Here is a 19,012-nt window from a genome sequence, read left to right as displayed (position 1 = left end):
TTTTTGCCATGTATTGGTTATGGTACATCCTTATCGGGCTTGCGGCGGGTTACGTCGCCAGCCTGATTGTGAAGGGCAGCGGTTCGGGCATGTTGCTCAATCTCGTCATCGGTATGGTAGGCGGGGTATTGGGCGGATGGCTTTTCAGACTGATGGGCATCGCCAGCACGAACATGCTGGGCAGCCTGCTCACCTCCGTTTTCGGAGCGATAGTCCTGCTGTTGATAGTAGGGCTTTTCACTCGCAGGAAACGGGAGTGAACCCTTCGCATTCGTGCAATCCGTCCCTCGTGTGCGGCGACGGAATTTTTGTATAACTTAAAAAATGCTTGATTATGGAAAACAAGATGAAGAACGACCTTCAGAACAAGGTCGAGAAGACGGCCGACGAGCTGGCCGACAAGACACGCCACGCAGGGCATGTCGCAGGAGAGAAGGTTCAGCATGTGGAGAACCGCATGCAGGAGAAAGGTCAGCAGTGGAAGAACCGTGCCGACGAAGGTATTCATCAGATAAAGGACCGTATGCAGGAGCAGGGGCACCGGATTGGCAATAAGGTGGACGAGGTTTACGACCGCACCCGTCACGGAATCGATGATAAACTGGGTAGAAAATAGGATACCGTTTGCATGGCGGGTTCCCAAAAGGGGCCGCCTGTGACGGAGGATTCGCAATCGATGCGGGGCGCCTGAAGGGTTTGCGGAGATGTTCCGTCAGGCCGGGCGCCCCTTGTCTTTCTTCCCCGCGCTTGCGGCGGGGCACATGTAGAATGAAATAAAATTACGAGATTATGGCATATGATAAACATACGTCCGACAGGTTGCTGGCGAGCGACCGGCGGAAAATGCGCTCCACGGATTTCGGGATTCCCGAAACGCGCGAATTTCCGATGCCCGATGCACCCCATGTACGTGCGGCCGAGGCCTATTTCCGCTATGCGCCGGAGGAGAAGAAAGCGCTTCTGGCACACCGTATTCTGATAAAGGCACGCAAATACGGCGTTCATGTCCGCAGCGAAGAGATACTCGAATGGGCGTCGAAATACAGTAAGTGACAGCCGGGGCTTCTTTGCAGTCTGCGTCAGCCTTTCCGGCAGTTGTAGTCCGGCTGGGCCCGGCGCAGGGCGTCGAGGTATCTCTCTATATCGTGCTTCAGTTTTTTGTACAGGAAACACTCCTTGTAGTTCTCGTTGAAGGATAGCGCACTGCGCACGTCCTGAAGGGCGTTGTTGTAGTTGCTCTGCTCGTTCACGAGCGATACCCCCCTGCGGTCGGACCCGTTGATGCGGGAGATGGACATGTAGCGCAGTTTGTCGCATACGGCCTCCAGGACAGGCATGACGACGTTGTCCATGAGGGTGTGTCCCTGCATGAAGAGGTAGGTATTCTCCGGCGTGACGCCCCGTTTGCCGAGCATCTCGATGAAGGTGGGGAACTGCCGTTCGATGTCGGGATGCTGTCCGCGGAGACTCCGCAGCCTGCGCTGTACCTGTCGTTCCAGCCATGCGAGCGTCTCCGCCCCGTTCCCTTCCACTTCGAGGTAGTTCAGTTTGACGCTGCTCTTGAACTCTATCAGGGGGAAGATGTTCGGTGTGGCTATCTGCGCCGAGTAGGCGTACCACAGGAAAAGCGGGTATATCGTGCGCGAATAGTCGGCGAAGAACTTTTCGAAATCGAAGATGTTCGTATCGTTTTTGGTGGCCTTCACGCAGATGTTGTGCAGCGATGGGGCGTAGCACAGGTAATTCTCCGTGGCGTATGCGTAGGTATGGAAGATGTGCGGGGTACGGTTTATCTCCCGTGATACGGGCGTCTGGTCGGCGAAAAGATAGTCGAAGTCGCTGTCGATGCAGAAGAGGGTATCCCTGACCTCCGGGTCTTCGGCCAGATGGAGCACCACCTTTTTCCCTTTGGCAAGGTCGTTGCGCAGCGGTACGGAAATTTCGAACATGAATTCGTCCGATTCGTAGTCGTCGAAGACGCTGCGCCAGAAGGCCACGTCTTCGTACCCCTCCACATATACCATGATAAGTTTGCATCCGCGCTCCAGCGGTATCCGTTCGATAACTTGTTCGTGTTGTGCCTGCCGGATGTCGTAATCCCTGCGTCGCTGTTCCCTTTTGCGTTTTCCCATCTTTTTGGCAATAATCCGGTCGCGTCTGCCGTCGTCCGCCCGGCCAAAATTAATGATTTTTCATTAGCTGCGCGTCGCATCGCTGCGAAAACGGCCTGCCGCCTTTCCCGGCCTTCTAATCGACCAGCAAGTTGCATCCGCGCGTCTGTGTCCGGTCCATGCGGCCGAGTACGGAGAACGAACCGTCTGGATAGGCGATTCCCGCATCCTGTGTCTCGATGAATGCGCAGGAGTGGAGGTTGGCCAGGTCGGTGATGTTGATGCCGCCGCGTCGGCCGGCCGGCAGCGTCTCGAACGGGTCGTTGAAGTCGCGTATCGTGACGCGCATCCAGGGCGGGGTTCGGAATATCCCGTTCCCGGAGGAATAGGCCTGCGACGTGAGCTCGGCCATGCCGTATTCGGAATGGATGACGTCGGTGCCGAATGCGTCGCACAGAATCCGGTGGAACTCCTCTTTGGGCAGTTCCGTCCGGCGTCCCTTCATCCCTCCCGTTTCCATCACGACCGTGTCCCGCAACCGGGGGGCGTATTGCTCGGCCAGGTCGAGCAGTGCATAGCTCACGCCCAACAGGATTTTGGGACGGCTGTCCGCCGCCATACATTCGAGCAGTTGTTCGTATTCATCGAGGAAGAAGCCTCCCCCGCCGCTTCTTATCAGGTCGTCGGCCATCCATACCAGCGACGAACCCTCCCGTTCGAGGTAGCAGGGCAGCAGCGCATAGAACGACCAATTCTCCGGCCGTCCGTAAAAGAGCGAAAACGCCTTGCGGAGTGTCTGCCGGTAATTCTCCGTGTTCTCCACATAGTGCCGGGCAGGGGTGTCCCCGCCCGTCGTACTGCTCGTAAAGACCAGCTCCGGCTCTTTCGTGCTGCAATAGACTTTCCGGCTCTTGAAGAGTTCTATCGGCATGTGCGGAATGTCGGCGCTGCAGGTCACCTCGCCGGGCGCGATGCCTATCGCATCGAGGTAGTCGCGGTAGGGGGCGCACCGTTCCGCCTGGAAGGCGAAGAGTTCCAGGGCTGTCCGCTCGAAAGCCTCCCCGGAATCTATCGTAAGTATCTCCTCTATGGTCAGCATGTCTCCTGAATATGATTGTAAATTACCTGCGGTTTCGTGTAGGGCCGGTTCATCGGCTGTCGTCGGAGCCGTCTCCGACCGTGCGCCGGGAGTCGGCTTCTGCCCTCCGGTCGGGGAGGGGACGGTCGGGCGCTTTGCAGCGGCACCCCTCCAGGTGGTCGTTCACGAAACCGGTCGCCTGCAGGAAGGCGTAGCAAATGGTCGGGCCGAAGAACTTGAAACCCCGCTTTTTCATGTCACCGCTCAGGGCGTCCGCCTCGGCGGATGTGGCGGGTACCTGTTCCAGTCTTCGGAAGTGATGGACGACCGGTTGTCGGTCGGGGAAGAAGGAGAGAACGTAGTCGTAGAAACTGCCGAATTCTTGCTGAATGGCTATGAACAGCCGGGCGTTGGCGATTGCGGCGGCAATCTTCAGCCGGTTTCTGACGATGCCGCCGAACTGCATCAGCCGGTCGATGTCCTCCGATGTCATGCGTGCCACCCGCTGTATGTCGAAGTGGTGGAAAGCCGTTCGGTAACCTTCGCGTTTGCGGAGGATTGTAATCCAGGACAGCCCTGCCTGGGCGCTTTCGAGTACCAGAAATTCGAACAGGGTCCGGTCGTCGGTAACGGGCCGTCCCCACTCTTCGTCGTGGTATTTGATGTACAGTTCGTCGCTCCCGGCCCAGCCGCAGCGTGCGTCGATGATGTCGTTCATCTTATAAATTTATGGAGGGGATATTTTCAGAAGCAAAGAGGATAGGTGCGCTATCCCGTGGTCTATATCGGACACGAATCTCGGTCTGAATCGCTGTGAGTTGCCGCGTTTTTAATCGGCATCGGTGCCTGCCGTCATGTTTCTACCGGGATTTTCGGCATATTGCCTCCTGTCGCTCCTCATACATTCGAAAAGGCTGCGCCCCTTTGAACTGCATTCGTTCAATTTGACACAGCCCTTTCCGAAAAGCCGTTTCCGGGCGATTGCAGCGGAATCCCGTGCTCTCCCGGCCGGTACATCAGATATCGCCGCCCAGCATGAGGTACTTCTCGCAGTCCATTGCCGCCATGCAGCCGCTTCCGGCGGCGACGATTGCCTGACGGTAGCGCGGGTCGCGCACGTCGCCCGCAGCGAATACGCCGTTCACGCTCGTGTGGCTCGTGTTGCCGCGGGTTACGATATAGCCCTCGGGGTTGAGGTCGAGCTTGCCTCGGAAGAGGTCGGTATTGGGCTTGTGACCGATGGCGAGGAAGAATCCGGTGATGTCCAGGCGTCGTTCTTCCCCCTTCGTGTTCACAACGATGACGCCGTTCACGCCGTTGTCGTCACCGAGCACTTCCTTGGTCTGGTGTTCGAACAGGATTTCGATTTTCGGGTTTTCCTTTACCCGTTTCTGCATGACGTGGCATGCCCGGAGTTCGTTGCGGCGCACAATCATGTAGACCTTGTTGCAGATGTTGGCCAGGTAGCTCGCCTCTTCGGCCGCCGTGTCGCCGCCGCCCACCACGGCTACGTCCTGTCCGCGGTAGAAGAAACCGTCGCAGGTGGCGCATGCGCTCACGCCCATTCCCTTGAATTTGTTTTCGGAGGGCAGTCCGAGGTATTTGGCCGATGCGCCGGTGGCTACGATGAGCGACTCGGCTTCGACGGTGCGGTCGCCGTCCACGGTCAGGATGAAGGGATAAGCCTCCAGATTGACATCGGTGACGATGCCCCGGCGTATTTCCACGCCGAAGCGTTCGGCCTGTTTGCGGAGGTCCTCCATGAGCTGCGTACCCATGACGCCTTCCGGGTATCCGGGAAAGTTCTCGATTTCGGTCGTCGTGGTGAGCTGTCCGCCGGACAGCATTCCCTCGTAGAGGACGGGGCTGAGGTTCGCGCGTCCCGTGTATATTGCGGCCGTATATCCTGCGGGGCCGCTGCCCATGATGAGGCATTTTACTCTTTCTACGCTCATAATTGTCGGTTTATCTGTCTCGCAAAGATAGGCAATCTGCCTTTAATAAATCCAAAACGGTTATAATTAGTTGTTATGGTGCGATAAGCCCTACGTATTGCGGGGGCCGTTCCGATTTGTGTCTCAGGCATCGGAAGCGCCGTTTGCCGTCGGAGATTCTCCCGCTCCGTCGTCCTCGCCGGGCCTGTCCGGAGCGGGGGTGCCGTCGTGGAAATAGGCGTAGACCCTGCGGGCTTTCGCCGTTCCGACCGCATCGGCGAGCTCCTCTTCCGAAGCCCTGCGTATCCGGGCCACGCTGCGGAACCGGCGCAGCAGCAGGTCGGCTGTCTTGGTTCCTATCCCCTCTATCTCTTCGAGCTGGGTACGGACGAAACCTGCCGAGCGTTTGTTGCGGTGGAACGTGATGCCGAAACGGTGCGCCTCGTCGCGCAGGTGCATGATGACTTTCAGCGGTTCGCCCGTCCGGTCGAGGTAGTAGGGCATCGGGTCGTTCGGGAAAAAGACCTCTTCGATGCGTTTGGCCAGACCGATGATGGCGATGCGGTTCTCCAGTCCCAGTTCGCAAAGGACGCCGTAAGCGGCACTGAGCTGTCCTTTGCCGCCGTCCACGACAATCAGGTCGGGCAGCTCGGCTCCCTCGGCGAGCAGGCGGCCGTAGCGCCTGCCCACTATCTCGCGCATGGAGGCGAAGTCGTCCGGGCCGACGACGGTCTTGACGTTGAAGTGGCGGTACTCCCTGCGCGAGGGTTTGCCGTCGCGGAAGACCACGCACGAGGCTACGGGATAGGTGCCCTGAAGGTTGGAGTTGTCGAAGCACTCAATATGGCGCGGCTGTACCTCCATGTGCAGCGCCTTGCGCATGGACTCCATCAGCCGGTCGGTATGTTTTTCCGGGTTCTTGATTTCAAGGTTCTTCAGCTTTTCGAGGCGGTAGAGGCGTGCGCTTCGCTGCGAGAACTCCAGCAGCTTGAGCCGGTCGCCCCGGGTGGGCACCGTGAACTTTACCTCCTCGAAGAGCCCCTCTTCCGGCAGCAGAGGGACGATGACTTCGCGGGCGAGCCGGCCGGAGAGCTTTTCGCTGATGTCTGATATGGCCCGCGAGAGCACCTCTTTTTCGTCGGCTCCCGCTCCGACGGAGAGCTGTACCGTGAAGCTGTTCACCACCGTGCCGTCCGCGACCTTCACGTAGTTGCAGTAGGCCGTGCTGTCCGTCTCGTCCATCAGGAGCGAGAAGACGTCCACCCGCCGCAGGGTGGTGCTTACGATGACCGATTTGCTTTCATAGTTCTCCAGCAGCATCAGGCGGTTTTTGAAGTGTGCCGCCGCCTCGAAGTTCAGCTCCGCCGCGGCCTCCGTCATCTGCCGGTGCAGGAACTCGCGTGTGGAGCGCAGGTCGCCCCGCAGCGTCTTCTTTATCCGTTCGATGCCTGCGGCGTAATCCTCGGCGCTCTGCCGGCCGGCGCACGGCCCCTTGCAGTTGCCGATGTGGTACTCCAGGCATACGCCGTATTTGCCCCGGGCTATCGCTTCGGGCGAGAGGTTCAGGGAACAGGTGCGGAGCTGGTAGATGCCGTGAATGAGGTCGAGCATGTTTTTCTGCACCATCACCGAAGAGTAAGGACCGAAATACTGCGAACCGTCCCGCACCAGCCTCCGGGTGGACATCACACGGGGGAAGGGCTCGTTGCGCACCACTATCCAGGGATAGGTCTTGTCGTCCTTGAGCATCGTGTTGTAGCGCGGCTGCAGGGTCTTGATAAGCGAGTTTTCGAGCAGCAGCGCATCCTGTTCCGTGGGAACGTCGATGTGCCGCAGGGCGGCTATCTGCCGTACCATCATCCGGATTTTCGGAGCGTGTTCGCGCGACTCCATGAAGTAGGACGAAACGCGCTTCTTCAGATTCTTGGCCTTGCCGACATAAATTATCTCTCCGGCACGGTTGAGGAATTGATAGACGCCGGGAGTGGAGGGGAGCAGGGCAACCTGTTCCTTTACGGATAACGTGTGCTGTTCGTGGTCGGCCATAATAAAAAAGACGATATTGCATACAAAGATATGACCAATCTTCGTTTTATAAACGTGAGGGCTTTCCGGATATTTTGCGGAAGGGAAGTGCCGGCTGCTGTGGCTGCCGGGAAACGGGTGTTAAATCGCCGCGCTTTTGTGGTATTGCTTTCGGGTTTGCATCAAAAAATCCGGATGTGTTCCAAATGTATCGTTCCGCTGCCGGGAAAGGGAGATAAAAACAGCGCTTATGTTTTATAAAAATTCATAAAAGATGAATATGCGTATTTTTCAACACGGGTATATCTAATATGGATTTAATCATTATTTTTGGGAGCTTAAATTGGGAAGCAACCTTTATTTGTTAATTGTTCACAAGAACCTGTAAACTGTAAAAACATGAAAAAGAATCTATTTTTAGGAGGTATCCTCGCATTCTGTGCGGCAGCCGTACTGACAGGCTGTACTACCGGAACGGAAGAGACTCTTCAGTACGTCAATCTGAGCCAGGTGTCGTGCTCGTTCCTGGGCGAAGGGAATCAGCCGCTGGTCATCGAGGTGAAAGCCTCCCCGGCCACGTGGGAAGCCACTCCCGGGGCAACGTGGGTAAAGGTGGAGCGCACGGACGACCGGACGCTCACCGTGACCGTCGATGACAACGACACCGGTGCCGAACGCAGCACCACCATCGCCATCGTAGCCGACCAGGCTTCGCAGGAGATACGCGTGAACCAGCTCGCCAAGGACAACGAATTCGCCCGTTTCCGCAAGCTGGACACCTTCCAGATGGGGGCTGCCATGTCGCCCAGCGGCAAGTATGCCGGCGGTTTCACCGCTTCCATCGCACCGGACGACTCTTTCCAGTACTCCCCGACCATCGTGGACCTGGAGACCGGCGAAGTCTATGAATTCGGTCCCTATCCGGAATCGCTCTATTACCTGACCCAAACCATGGCCATCACCGACCAGGGTCTGCTCTTCATCAGCGACGGGTCGAACGGCGGCCAGATAGCCATCGACCTCACCGGCAATATCTTCATTCCGGAGGCACCGGCCGGCTTCACCAGTAAACCCGACATCCAGGGTACTTCGGCCGACGGCAAATATTGGGTAGGTTACGGCATGAAAGGCAAAGTAGGGGAGGAGCCTGCACCGTGCAAGGCGCTGCTGTGGACGGACGGCGTTCCGGCCGAACTTCCCTGGCCCGACCTCAACTACCGTAACGAAGAGGTGTGGTACGGCGGCATGGCCCGCGGCATCTCCGCAAACGGCGAAATCATCTACGGTACCTCGTGGGAGAACTGGGACTTCGGCATGCTCTACTGGGTAAACAACGGTGCGAATACCGAAAAACCGAAATGGGTCGGCGAAGACGTGCGCGAAGTATGGGAAGAGACCATGAAGAACAGCGACGGTACCGAATATACGACGCATCTGGTAAACGGTCTCATCTGCCAGGCACAGCTTACCAAAATCAGCCCCAACGGCAAATGGATTGCCAGCTCGTACCGCACTGAAACACCTGCAGAAGACCGGCTTTCGATAGTCACGACGCAGACGGCCGCCTTCTACAACACCGAGACTGAGACGACGACTATCGTCAGCGACTACGGCGAATCGGTCGGCGTACACGTGACCGACGACGGTATCGGCTTTATCGGCATCGGTACGCTGGGCATCTCGTCGGGTGCGGTGTACGACCTGAATACGGGAACCGACCTGGGCAGCACGCAGGACTGGGTATATGACAACTACGGCATCATCATCCCAGCCGGTTACATCAACTACGTTTCCGCAGACGGCCGGTTCGTGCTCGGCACCAAGGCCGAATCTTCGGCAGGTGGGGTAAACTTCATCAACTGGTACATCGCTCCCCCCGTAGCAAAGTAACATACCTATCGGATAACCGCCGGCCTTTCCCAGGCCGGCACCAAAAATCGAAGGCAACCGACCGCTCGCGGCCGGTTGCTCTTTTTATGGCCATCCATGCCGCAACCGCCAATCCCTTCTATTTCTCTATTCCACTTTCTCCCCCGACACTTCACTTTTCCGACCTCCGATACCCGGCCTCCGATACCCGGCCTCCGATACCCGGCCTCCGATACCCGGCCTCCCGGCCTGACCCGCCTTCCGGCCAAGGAAGACCGGAAAGGGAAATCGTCCTTCATTTTGTGATATTCATAGCAATGACGCAGAAATACGTGAATTTCACAACAACTATATATATTATTGACTTATTTATATATAATTATTATGTTTGTTCGAAATGGACGACGGTCTGCCCAACGACCGCCGCCGAAACGATTAAATTAACCAATTAACTGACAAGCCATGAAAAGAATCTTATCAGGCAGTATCGCAGCTGCGATGTTCTTGTTATCCTCCCTGTCGGGATGCGTGAAAACGGAAGAGACATTCCATTACGTAAAACTCAGCCAGGTGGCCTGCTCGTTCGACGGTGACGGCAACACCCCGCTGGCCATTACCGTCGAAACTTCGCCCGCAGCATACGAAATCACCCCCGGCGACACTTGGGTGAAAGCGGAAAAGAGCGAAGAGGACAACACTCTCATCCTGACGGTAGCGGACAACGACACCGGTGCCGAAAGGAGCACGGTCATCATCGTCACGGCCGGAAGCGCCTCCCGGGAAATCACCGTACAGCAGCTCACCCGCGACAACCGGATTGCACGCTACCGCAAACTGGATACGTTCTCGTCAATGGGCGGTGCCATGTCGCCCAGCGGCAAATACGTGGGCGGGTTCTCAGAGCAAGTAGACGAAAACGACATGTGGTACTTCACGCCCATCATCATCGACACGGAAACAGGCGAGAAGCATGAGTTCGGCCCTTATCCGCAGTCGCTGTATGCTTTATCCCAGGCAAACGCCATCACCGACCAGGGACTGCTCTTCATCAGCGACGGCCAGAACGGCGGCCAGATAGCCATCGACCTTACCGGCAATATCTTCATTCCGGAAGCGGCCGGATACACGAACAAACCCGAGGTCTCGCAAACATCGTCCGACGGGAAATATTGGGTGGGATACATTCAGGCCGGCATGTTCAAACCGCTGCTGTGGACGGAGGGCACAGTCGCCGAACTCCCGATGCCGGCCTTGAATTACCGTAACGAAGAGTTCTGGGCAGGTGTCCTGGCCCGCGGCATCTCCGCAAACGGTGAAATCATCTACGGAACCTCGTGGGAAAACGACGATTGCGGCATGCTCTACTGGAAAAACAACGGCACGACCGTCGAAGAGCCCAGATGGGTAGGCGACGACATACGCCGGCTCACTCCGGTCATCGTCGAGGATTGGATGGGCGAGTATGAATACAACCTCGTGGACGGCTGCATCTGTACGGCCGAGATTACGAAAGTCAGTCCATCCGGCAAATGGATTGCCACCACCTACCGGAAAGAAGAGGTGGGCAGCGACGGCTTCATAGCATACGTCCAGCGGCCCGCATTCTACAACACCGAAACCGAAACGACCACCGTAGTGGAGGATTACGGTGAAGCCACGGGCATGCACGTCACCGACGACGGCATCGCCTTCATCGGCATCGGCACGATGTTCATCACCGAGGGCAAAGTTTACGACCTCAACACGGGTACCGACCTGGGCAACATGGCGGACTGGGTCGCCGAGAATTACGGTATCATCATTCCGGGAGGCGTCATCGAATACATATCGGCAGACGGCCGATACATATTCGGTACGTCCGTGAACGCGCTCGGCAGCGGCTTCGACGACTGGTACATCGCCCCTCCCCTGCAATAATCCGTGCCTGCACGGCCAGAAAGACAGCGGCAGTCCCGACAGGGCTGCCGCTGTTCCGTAGAACGGAAACGGTTCAGCCGCGAAAGTACCTGCACCCGCGGCCGAAAAAGGCAGGTACGACAAAAAAACGGCCCGCCGCAGTGCCCCGGCGATACCAGCCCCACACCGCCGCCATCCGTCAGTTCCCATTCAACCACGGCACAATACGTCATCATTTTACATGTACCCCACAGGAGCCTCTCCCGCCCCCTCTTTCTCCCCGGCAACAAACCACCACACAAAATATATAAATCAATAAAATAAATACAAAGAATCCGCTCATCTCATCAATCCCGCCGTTAAAAATAACACGCTGCAAGGAATATCTCCCCTTATACATGCAACACGCTGCCGTGACAATCTACAACCCGAACATGCATGGAACATCAAAAAAGAAATATGCAAATTTCACAACATGTGTTATTATTCATTTTATTTTATTATTATGTTTGTATCCGTACATAAAAACACTTCCCCGGGGCCTTGTACAGACAAAAAACCTAAAAAACCATCCAAACATGAACAGAAAACCATTTTACAAAAGCATGGCAGGACTTCTGGTTCTCGCAGCGCTGACAGGATGTACGACCGACCAAGAGGAGTACCACTACGTAAACCTCAGCCAGATTGCATGTACTTTCCTCGGCACGGATAATCAACCGCTCGAAATCACCGTCAAAACTTCGCCCACAGCATATGAAGCCTCGCCGGGGGCTACCTGGGTAAAGGCAGAAAAGAGCGAAAACGGAACAACTCTCACGCTAACCGTGGAGGACAACAATACGGGTACGGAAAGAAACACCGTCATCGTCGTAACAGCCGGACAGGCTTCACAGGAGATTATAATCAACCAACTTCCCACCGAAAACGAATTCGCCCGTTACAGAAGGATGCTGAATTTTTCGAGCGGGGGCGTCATGTCTCCCAACGGTAGGTACATCGGCGGTTATGTCCCCTCTCTGGCCGCCGATGATTCCTGGCTTCGTTCGCCAACCATCATAGACCTCAAAACAGGCGAAGTTTACGAATTCGGTCCTTTCCCTGAAGCACTGTACTATTTTACCAATACATCCTGCATTACCGATCAGGGGCTACTTTTTATTGATGACGGTTATAACGGCGGGCAGATAGCCATCGACCTCACCGGCAATATCACTGTTCCCGCAGCACCAAGCGGGTTCGAGTGTAAACCAACGATTTCAGAGACTTCCGCAGACGGTCGGTATTGGGTAGGTTACGCAAAAGAAGGATATGGATTGGAATATTTGTACAAGCCATTGCTCTGGATTGACGGTGTACCGCACGAACTGCCCATACCCGATAAAAATTTCCGCGATGAAGAAATCTGGGTCGGCGTCATGGCCCGCGGCATCTCCGCAAACGGCGAAATCATCTACGGCACCTCGTGGGAGAACTCCGATTTCGGCATGCTCTATTGGGTAAACAACGGCGAAAATACAGGAAAACCGAAATGGGTAGGCGAAGATGTACGAAAAGTAACCCCTGTCGTACTCGAACGTCCGGACGGAACAACCTACGAAACCCATATTGCCGACGGTCTCATCTGCGATGCAACCGCCACGAAAATAAGTCCCTCCGGAAAATGGATAGCCAGCACTTACCGTACCGAAGAAATAAGCGAAAACAAGCAGGCAATCAAAAAAATACAAAAAGCTGCCTTCTATAATACGGAAACAGAAACGACGACTATCGTAGAAGATTACGGCGAATCCATGGGAATGTATGTCACCGACGACGGCATCGCCTTCATCGCTATCGGTACATATGCCTCCACATCATCTGTCGTTTACGATTTGAATACGGGTACCGACCTCGGCGACATGGCCGATTGGATAAAAAACAATTACGGAATCATCGTCCCGGACGGAAACATCAGCCGTATAACACCCGACGGTTCATGTGTACTCGGATTTTCGCCATTGGCATCTGCATCCGGAGTAAATTTCTTTTGGTGGTACATCGCACCGCCCCTCGAGGAATAACTACACTAACCTAAATACATACAACTATGAAAAAGCTATTATTCATCGCGGCGGCCTGTCTGCTCGCCGCCGCATGTACGCCGCAGGACGGGGGCGGAGAGACCGCTTCCCTCGAGGTGTCGCCCAAGTCGCTTACTTTCGGGGCAGAGGATACGACTCCGCAGGAGATTACCGTGACCGCCACCGGCGTGGAGTGGGAATATGCCGTTCCTTCGTCGGCCGACTGGATTACCGTGGACGACGGGACGGCCGGAAAACTGCTGGTCTCGGTCGCCAAGAATCCGACGGCCGAGAAACGTACCGCTTCGATTCGGATAACTGCCAAAGATAACGATGACTTGGAACCCGTGAGCGTGACGGTTACGCAGGCCGGTTCTGAGACTCCGGAGGTCTATTCACTGACGGTAGACCCGGCGGCACTGACTTTCGAGGCCGAGGGTGCCGCAGGCCAGAGCGTGAAGGTGACCGCTTCGGGCGAGGGGATGACCTGGAGCGCCGCGGTTGATGAGGCCGCCAAAGAGTGGATAACCCTCTCTGCGACGGAAGGTACCGAAGGGGAGACGACGCTGACCGTCACGGTGCAGGACAATCCCGACACGGCGGAACGTTCGGCGAACGTCACCCTGACGCCGAGTGCGGAGTCGGTAGGCCCGAAGGCCATCCGCGTGACGCAGGAGGCCAAGGTGCTGCCCCCCTCCTTCTCGATGTCCTACAACGGCGGAGAGATTCCCGAAGAGGGATTCACCATTCACTATAAGGGAGAAACCAGCTACGATGTGGACGTGGTTCCGGTGAACGTCGAATGGAACGTGAAAGTGGAATACGAAGCCGGCGGCTCCGGCTGGCTCGAAGCCAATAAGGTTGAGAGCGAGAATGTAAACAAAATCCATATTGCCTGCAATCTCGACAAGCGGGAGAACACTTCCTCCGACCCGCGTACCGCCCGAGTGGTGGTCACCACGAATGTGGAAGATATCGGTCCGTTCGAGATTCCCGTGATGCAGGAGGGCAAGCCCGAATTCCTCAGTACGCTCGAAGAGGATGTCGATTTCGGAGTGCTTACCCAGAGCCGGGTACTGGTATATCCCAACAACGACTACAGGGAGATGCCTTATACCGAGTGGGATTTCATTTTGTGGGACGAGGGTATCTCATACGACGGGGTAAATGTGTTTACAGGCTCCGGCGATAAGATGTGCCTGAAGGTTGCCGGCGAGGTATTGACTCAGAACGATGACAACGAATATTATCTGGCGGACGGAACCTATACGGTAGTCGCCAACTTCAATAGCGGAACGATAACGCCTGAAGTCGGTCAAATCAGCGGCGGTGCGTTCGGTTTCTCCCATCCGCTTTTCCCGGAAGGTACGTGGTATATCCGGATGCAGGATGATGCCGTAACGGGTGATGCCTGCATCAGGGAAGGTACGATGACCGTGGCCCGCAGCGGGGAGACCTACACGCTGACGTTCGACTTTACGAGCGATGCCGGCTACAAGGTGACCGGTTCGTTCGAGGGTGCGCTCAATGTTCGTGCCCAATAATTGCAGGACAATCCGAAAGTATTCTGCATGGAAAGGGGAGAGCCTCAAAGGCTCTCCCCTTTCGCTTTTATGCAGGATGGACGGAGATGGGATAATAACAAGGGGTAAATGCCGTGGCTGAAAGCTGCGGCATTTGTCGTTTACGGCCCTGCGGCGGAGATGCATTTTCGGGATGACCCCGGCAGCCCGTGTCGTTCGGCGAGGTTGTTCCGGATGCGTGTCCGGGCATTTCTTGTTCCGATTGGCCGGCTGTCCGCTGCATCCGACGTAATGCCGCCGCCGTCCTGTCCTGCATGGCATCGTATGGGGGCCTGTATATATCTATTTTTTTGCATATATGCAGAATTTTTCGGATATCGCCGGGACCATGGCGGCGGCGAAAGGTACCATGACAATTGAATGCCGTGGAAAGCGTGAAAAAAGCGATGATATGTACGCTGTCTGTTGGATTTATGAATTTTGTTGCGGGTAATTATACATAAATGTCGCTTGTTCGGTGGCGGTTTGTTTTAAAAAACTCTTTTTGGTAAATATGAAAATGTTATAACACCGAATATTATTATATTGTTTTATGATTAGATTTGCATTCGTAGGGTGACAACAGCGTCGCCTGCGGTTTAAGAAGAGTAACCTAACAAATTATTCCAAACGACTTATGAAAAAAAATGCAATTCTGATTCGATTGGCGGCCGCCGCCCTTGTGCTGTCGGGCGGTTGTACGACCAATCCGGCCGAGGAGGTTCATTACGTGAATGTCAGCCAGGCGGCCTGTTCGTTCCTGGGCGAGGGGAGCGAACCGCTCGCCATTGTCGTGGATGCGGCTCCGGCCCAGTGGACGGCCGAGCCCGGCGCATCCTGGGTGAAAGTGGAACGTACCGATGCGACCACCCTTACCGTTACGGTGGATGACAACGATACGGGAACGGAGCGGAGTGCCGATATTACCGTGCAGGCGGGTGAAGCCGTAAGGCCAATCCGGGTTTATCAACTTCCCAAGGACAACAGCATCGCCCGTTACCGTACGACGAATACTTTCGACAACGGAACTGCGGTGGTCTCCCCGAGCGGCAGGTATGTGGGCGGCTTCGAATCGACGCTGCTGGAGGATGGCAATACGTTTGAGTTCTGGCCGGTCATCATCGATGTGGAGGCCGACGAACGGATTGTGCTCGGTCCCGTTCACCAGTCGCTCCACATGCTTCACGAGCCCCACGCGATAAGCGACCAGGGACTGCTGTTCATCGCCGACGGGCAGAACGGCGGGCAGGTCGCTTTCGACATCACGGGCAATTCGTTCGTGCCGGAGATTCCTGAGGGGTATAAGACGCTTCCCGAAATACAGGCGGTTTCCGCCGACGGCAGGTATTGGGTCGGCTATTCCAAAAACAACGACGGACTGCACTATACATTGGTGTGGGAGGACGGCGTATTGGCCAAACAGCTCCCCATGCCGGACAAGAATTTCGTCGGAGAGGATTTCTGGTACGGTATTCTGGGGCGCGGCATCTCCGCCGACGGTTCCGTCATCTACGGTACGACGTGGGAGAACTGGGACTTCGGCATGGTCTATTGGAAGGATTGGCAGAACGGCGGCCAGGCGGAATACGTCGGAAAGGATGTGCATGTGCGGAAGGTCGAGAAGGCACTGGACAGCCAGGGGCTCGAATACGATTACTATTGTGCGGACGGCATGATTTGTCAGGCGAACCGCACCAACATCAGCCCCTCGGGCAAATGGATAGCCGGGTCGTACCGGACGTGGACCCTCGCCGAAAACCGGATGGATGCGGTGACGTCGCAGGTTGCCGCCTTCTATGACGTCGAAACGGAAACCACCGTCATCGTGGACGAGTACGGTGAATCGACCGGAACGCACGTGACCGACGACGGCATCGGATTCATCGGCCTCGGTTCGCTCGGCATCTCCTCCGGCCGCGTTTACGACTGCAATACGCGGACCGACCTCGGTACGACGCAGGAGTGGGTGTACGATAACTACGGCATCATCATCCCGAACTGCTATGTCACCAGCATCTCTCCCGACGGAACGGTAGTCTTCGGCCGGTATCTGGAGTCTTCGGCCGGCGGACACATGAAGTTCCCCGGATGGTACGTGGCTCCGCCCGTGGCGGAGTAATGGAATGACGAAATGTTTTCATCGCTAACCTAATTGATTCGGACCATGAAAAAGTTTTTATATCTGGCGGCAGCCTGCCTGCTGGCCGCCTGCAACGGCGGGGATGAACCCGAACAGCAGCCGTCGCTGGAGGTAAAGCCGCTCCAGCTCGATTTCGCCGCGGCGGACGCGGCCCCGCAGGAAATCACCGTAACGGCGGTCGGTGTGGAGTGGGAGTACATACTCTCCGGAGGCGCTTCGGAGTGGGTGACGGTGGACGACAGCAGGGAGGGTGTCCTGACCGTTTCCGTGGCGGACAACCCCGCACAGGAGAGGCGCACCGCCTCCCTGGCGGTGAATCCGCAGGGGAATATCAAGGTCAAACCGCGCAGCGTGACAATAGCCCAGGCCGGGAACGATACGCCTGTCGTCTATTCGCTGACGGTGGAACCCGCCGCACTCACCTTCGAGCCTGAGAACGCTCCGGCGCAGGAGGTGAAGGTGACCACCGAAGGCGAGGGACTTACGTGGAGCACCGAAGTGGAGGAGGTCGCACGCGGGTGGATTACCGTTACCGAACGTGACGGCGGATTCACGGTGGTTGTTGCGGACAATCCCGGACAGGCCCCCCGTTCGGGGAACATCACCGTCGTGCCGGACAGCGAGGCAGCCTCGCCGAAGGTGGTGCGGGTGACGCAGCAGGAGCTGGTACTGCCTCCGTCGCTCGACATAGCGCTGAATAACGGCGCATCCCCCGAGGAGGGATTCGTCCTCGATTACCGCGGACAGACAGACGGCGATTACAATATTCTGGTCACTGCCGTCAATGTCGAGTGGCGTGTATCGGTACGGTACGAGTCCGGTACGGACGAAGGGTGGATTAACGCTAATGCCATTGATTTTGATGACGATACCCGTGTGAGCATTGTCGGTGGTATCGAGAACGAATCCCCTGAGCCCCGTGTCGGCTGGGTGGTCGTCTCTTCCGATGCGGAGGGGGTGGGTCCCTATGAAGTAAAGGTAACGCAGGAGGGAAAACCCGACTTCATCAGTACGCTGGAGGAGGATGTCGATTTCGGCCAATTTACCAAGAGCAGGATTATTGTCAGTCCGAATGACGACTGGCGTCATGACGAGGTGACCGCATGGGAGATAATGTGTTGGGATGAAGGTGTTGAATTTATAGAAAATCCGCCCTTCCCGGAGCAGCCTCGCTTCGAAGGCACGGGAGGCAGAATCTCTTTCATGTTAATCACGGAAGTGTTGGAGAAGAATGACGACAATGTGTATATTCTGCCGGACGGCATCTATACCGTCGTGGCGAACTTCGACGACAATCCCGACCTGAAGCAGCCCGGCAATATCAGCGCCGGCGTCGCAGGGACTTACCTGCACCCCATATGGCCGCGCTACGCATGGTTCGTCCGCATGGAGAACGGCGTTTACAACGGCGAGGCCTGTATCCGGAGCGGTACTATGACCGTGACGAATATCGGTGAGGATGAGTACGAAATCGTGTTCGAGTTTGAAAGCGATGCCGGATACCGTGTAGAGGGTTCCTATAAGGGAACGTTCGATATCCGGGTAGGTTGAGAGCGAAGTGTTAGTTAGTTGATAGGTTCTTTTCAGACGGCGCCGTACCGAGTGATTCGCTGCGGCGCCGTTTATTAGGGAGTCTCCCGATATGACGGACGGCAGGCCATCGGCCTGCCGTCCGTCATATCGGAACCGCACGCTTGCCGGGACAGCACGCTGTCCCGGCGAAGAGGCGCTAACGGCCTTCCGTATAGCCTTTCATCAGCCGGGCGATGTATTTGCCGATGATGTCGAATTCGATATTGACTACCGACCCCGGCCGGATATCCTTGAAGTTCGTATGCTCGTAGGTGTAGGGGATGATGGCTACCTGAAAGGAGCCGCTGCGGGAGTTCACTACCGTGAGGCTGACGCCGTTCACTGCTACCGAACCCTTTTCGACCGTCACGTTGTCGCCGTGCTGTTCGTATTCGAACGTGTAGTAGTAGCTGCCGTCGGCGCTCTCCACGGCGGTGCAGGTGGCTGTCTGGTCCACATGCCCCTGCACGATGTGTCCGTCGAGCAGGGCGTCCGGCCGCATGCTGCGTTCGATGTTCACCCGGTCGCCCGGCCGGAGCAGGCCGAGGTTGGATTTGATGAGTGTTTCGTATATGGCGGTCACCGTATAGGTGTCGTTCGCAATGGATTCCACGGTCAGGCAGACGCCGTTGTGGGAGATGCTCTGGTCTATCCGGAGCTCTTCGGCTATCTCGCTCCGCATGGTGAAGGTCTTGTTTTCTCCATCTTCCCGGATGTCCGCGACGGTGGCCATCCTCTCTACTATCCCTGAAAACATAATCG

Annotated in this window: 15 protein-coding genes; 9 read left to right on the top strand and 6 right to left on the bottom strand. The window is 56.4% G+C overall.

The window, feature by feature from the left end; translation table 11 throughout:
* The first annotated feature begins 8 nt into the window (after nt 1–8).
* From BQ5361_RS08670 to BQ5361_RS08660, 3 genes are all read left to right on the top strand, one after another.
* A complete protein-coding gene (locus tag BQ5361_RS08670) occupies nt 9–260 on the top strand; it encodes a GlsB/YeaQ/YmgE family stress response membrane protein (RefSeq protein WP_022062963.1) in 252 nt (83 codons plus the stop codon).
* A gap of 74 nt (nt 261–334) precedes the next feature.
* On the top strand, nt 335–616 hold the full coding sequence (locus BQ5361_RS08665; protein WP_035471394.1) for a hypothetical protein: 282 nt from the start codon (nt 335–337) through the stop codon (nt 614–616).
* 173 nt (nt 617–789) lie between these two features.
* Nucleotides 790–1,053, top strand: coding sequence for a hypothetical protein (locus tag BQ5361_RS08660; RefSeq protein WP_022062961.1), 264 nt, complete (start codon nt 790–792; stop codon nt 1,051–1,053).
* A gap of 26 nt (nt 1,054–1,079) precedes the next feature.
* Here BQ5361_RS08660 and BQ5361_RS08655 read toward each other — a convergent pair whose 3' ends face one another.
* The 5 genes from BQ5361_RS08655 to uvrC form a co-directional block, all read right to left on the bottom strand.
* Nucleotides 1,080–2,132, bottom strand: a complete 1,053-nt coding sequence (locus BQ5361_RS08655; protein WP_035471397.1) for a DUF4435 domain-containing protein — start codon at nt 2,130–2,132, stop codon at nt 1,080–1,082.
* Nucleotides 2,133–2,247: 115 nt separating this feature from the next.
* Nucleotides 2,248–3,210, bottom strand: a complete 963-nt coding sequence (locus tag BQ5361_RS08650; protein WP_035471400.1) for a long-chain-fatty-acid--protein ligase — start codon at nt 3,208–3,210, stop codon at nt 2,248–2,250.
* A gap of 49 nt (nt 3,211–3,259) precedes the next feature.
* Nucleotides 3,260–3,907 (bottom strand): DNA-3-methyladenine glycosylase I, encoded by a 648-nt coding sequence (locus tag BQ5361_RS08645; protein WP_081976754.1) that lies wholly within the window; start codon nt 3,905–3,907, stop codon nt 3,260–3,262.
* Nucleotides 3,908–4,205: 298 nt separating this feature from the next.
* Nucleotides 4,206–5,144, bottom strand: a complete 939-nt coding sequence (trxB, locus tag BQ5361_RS08640; protein ID WP_035471403.1) for a thioredoxin-disulfide reductase — start codon at nt 5,142–5,144, stop codon at nt 4,206–4,208.
* Nucleotides 5,145–5,267: 123 nt separating this feature from the next.
* Nucleotides 5,268–7,169, bottom strand: coding sequence for an excinuclease ABC subunit UvrC (uvrC, locus tag BQ5361_RS08635; RefSeq protein WP_071425021.1), 1,902 nt, complete (start codon nt 7,167–7,169; stop codon nt 5,268–5,270).
* Between the two features lie 378 nt (nt 7,170–7,547).
* Here uvrC and BQ5361_RS08630 point away from each other — a divergent pair, with 378 nt between their 5' ends.
* The 6 genes from BQ5361_RS08630 to BQ5361_RS08605 all read left to right on the top strand — a co-directional run bounded on the left by BQ5361_RS08630 (nt 7,548) and on the right by BQ5361_RS08605 (nt 18,229).
* The gene (locus BQ5361_RS08630) at nt 7,548–9,038 is read left to right on the top strand and encodes a BACON domain-containing protein (RefSeq protein WP_083389248.1); all 1,491 of its coding nucleotides are present in this window, start codon (nt 7,548–7,550) and stop codon (nt 9,036–9,038) included.
* A gap of 441 nt (nt 9,039–9,479) precedes the next feature.
* Nucleotides 9,480–10,934, top strand: coding sequence for a BACON domain-containing protein (locus tag BQ5361_RS08625; RefSeq protein ID WP_083389246.1), 1,455 nt, complete (start codon nt 9,480–9,482; stop codon nt 10,932–10,934).
* Nucleotides 10,935–11,491: 557 nt separating this feature from the next.
* Complete coding sequence (locus BQ5361_RS08620) at nt 11,492–12,976, top strand: BACON domain-containing protein (protein WP_161940407.1); 1,485 nt, start codon at nt 11,492–11,494, stop codon at nt 12,974–12,976.
* A 26-nt stretch (nt 12,977–13,002) separates the two neighbouring features.
* Nucleotides 13,003–14,520 (top strand): BACON domain-containing protein, encoded by a 1,518-nt coding sequence (locus tag BQ5361_RS08615; protein ID WP_071425018.1) that lies wholly within the window; start codon nt 13,003–13,005, stop codon nt 14,518–14,520.
* A 655-nt stretch (nt 14,521–15,175) separates the two neighbouring features.
* Nucleotides 15,176–16,657 (top strand): BACON domain-containing protein, encoded by a 1,482-nt coding sequence (locus tag BQ5361_RS08610; RefSeq protein WP_035473984.1) that lies wholly within the window; start codon nt 15,176–15,178, stop codon nt 16,655–16,657.
* Between the two features lie 45 nt (nt 16,658–16,702).
* Nucleotides 16,703–18,229: a BACON domain-containing protein gene (locus tag BQ5361_RS08605; RefSeq protein ID WP_035473982.1), complete on the top strand. Its 1,527-nt coding sequence runs from the start codon at nt 16,703–16,705 to the stop codon at nt 18,227–18,229.
* Between the two features lie 178 nt (nt 18,230–18,407).
* Here the strand turns inward: BQ5361_RS08605 and BQ5361_RS08600 are convergent, their stop codons facing one another.
* Complete coding sequence (locus BQ5361_RS08600; protein WP_035473979.1) at nt 18,408–19,007, bottom strand: riboflavin synthase; 600 nt, start codon at nt 19,005–19,007, stop codon at nt 18,408–18,410.
* Nucleotides 19,008–19,012: the final 5 nt, after the last annotated feature.

The sequence above is a fragment of the Tidjanibacter massiliensis genome, from assembly GCF_900104605.1.
Classification (GTDB): Bacteria; Bacteroidota; Bacteroidia; order Bacteroidales; family Rikenellaceae; genus Tidjanibacter; species Tidjanibacter inops.
Note: the sequence above shows the minus strand (reverse complement) of the source record. Positions and strands in the feature narration are given on the sequence as shown.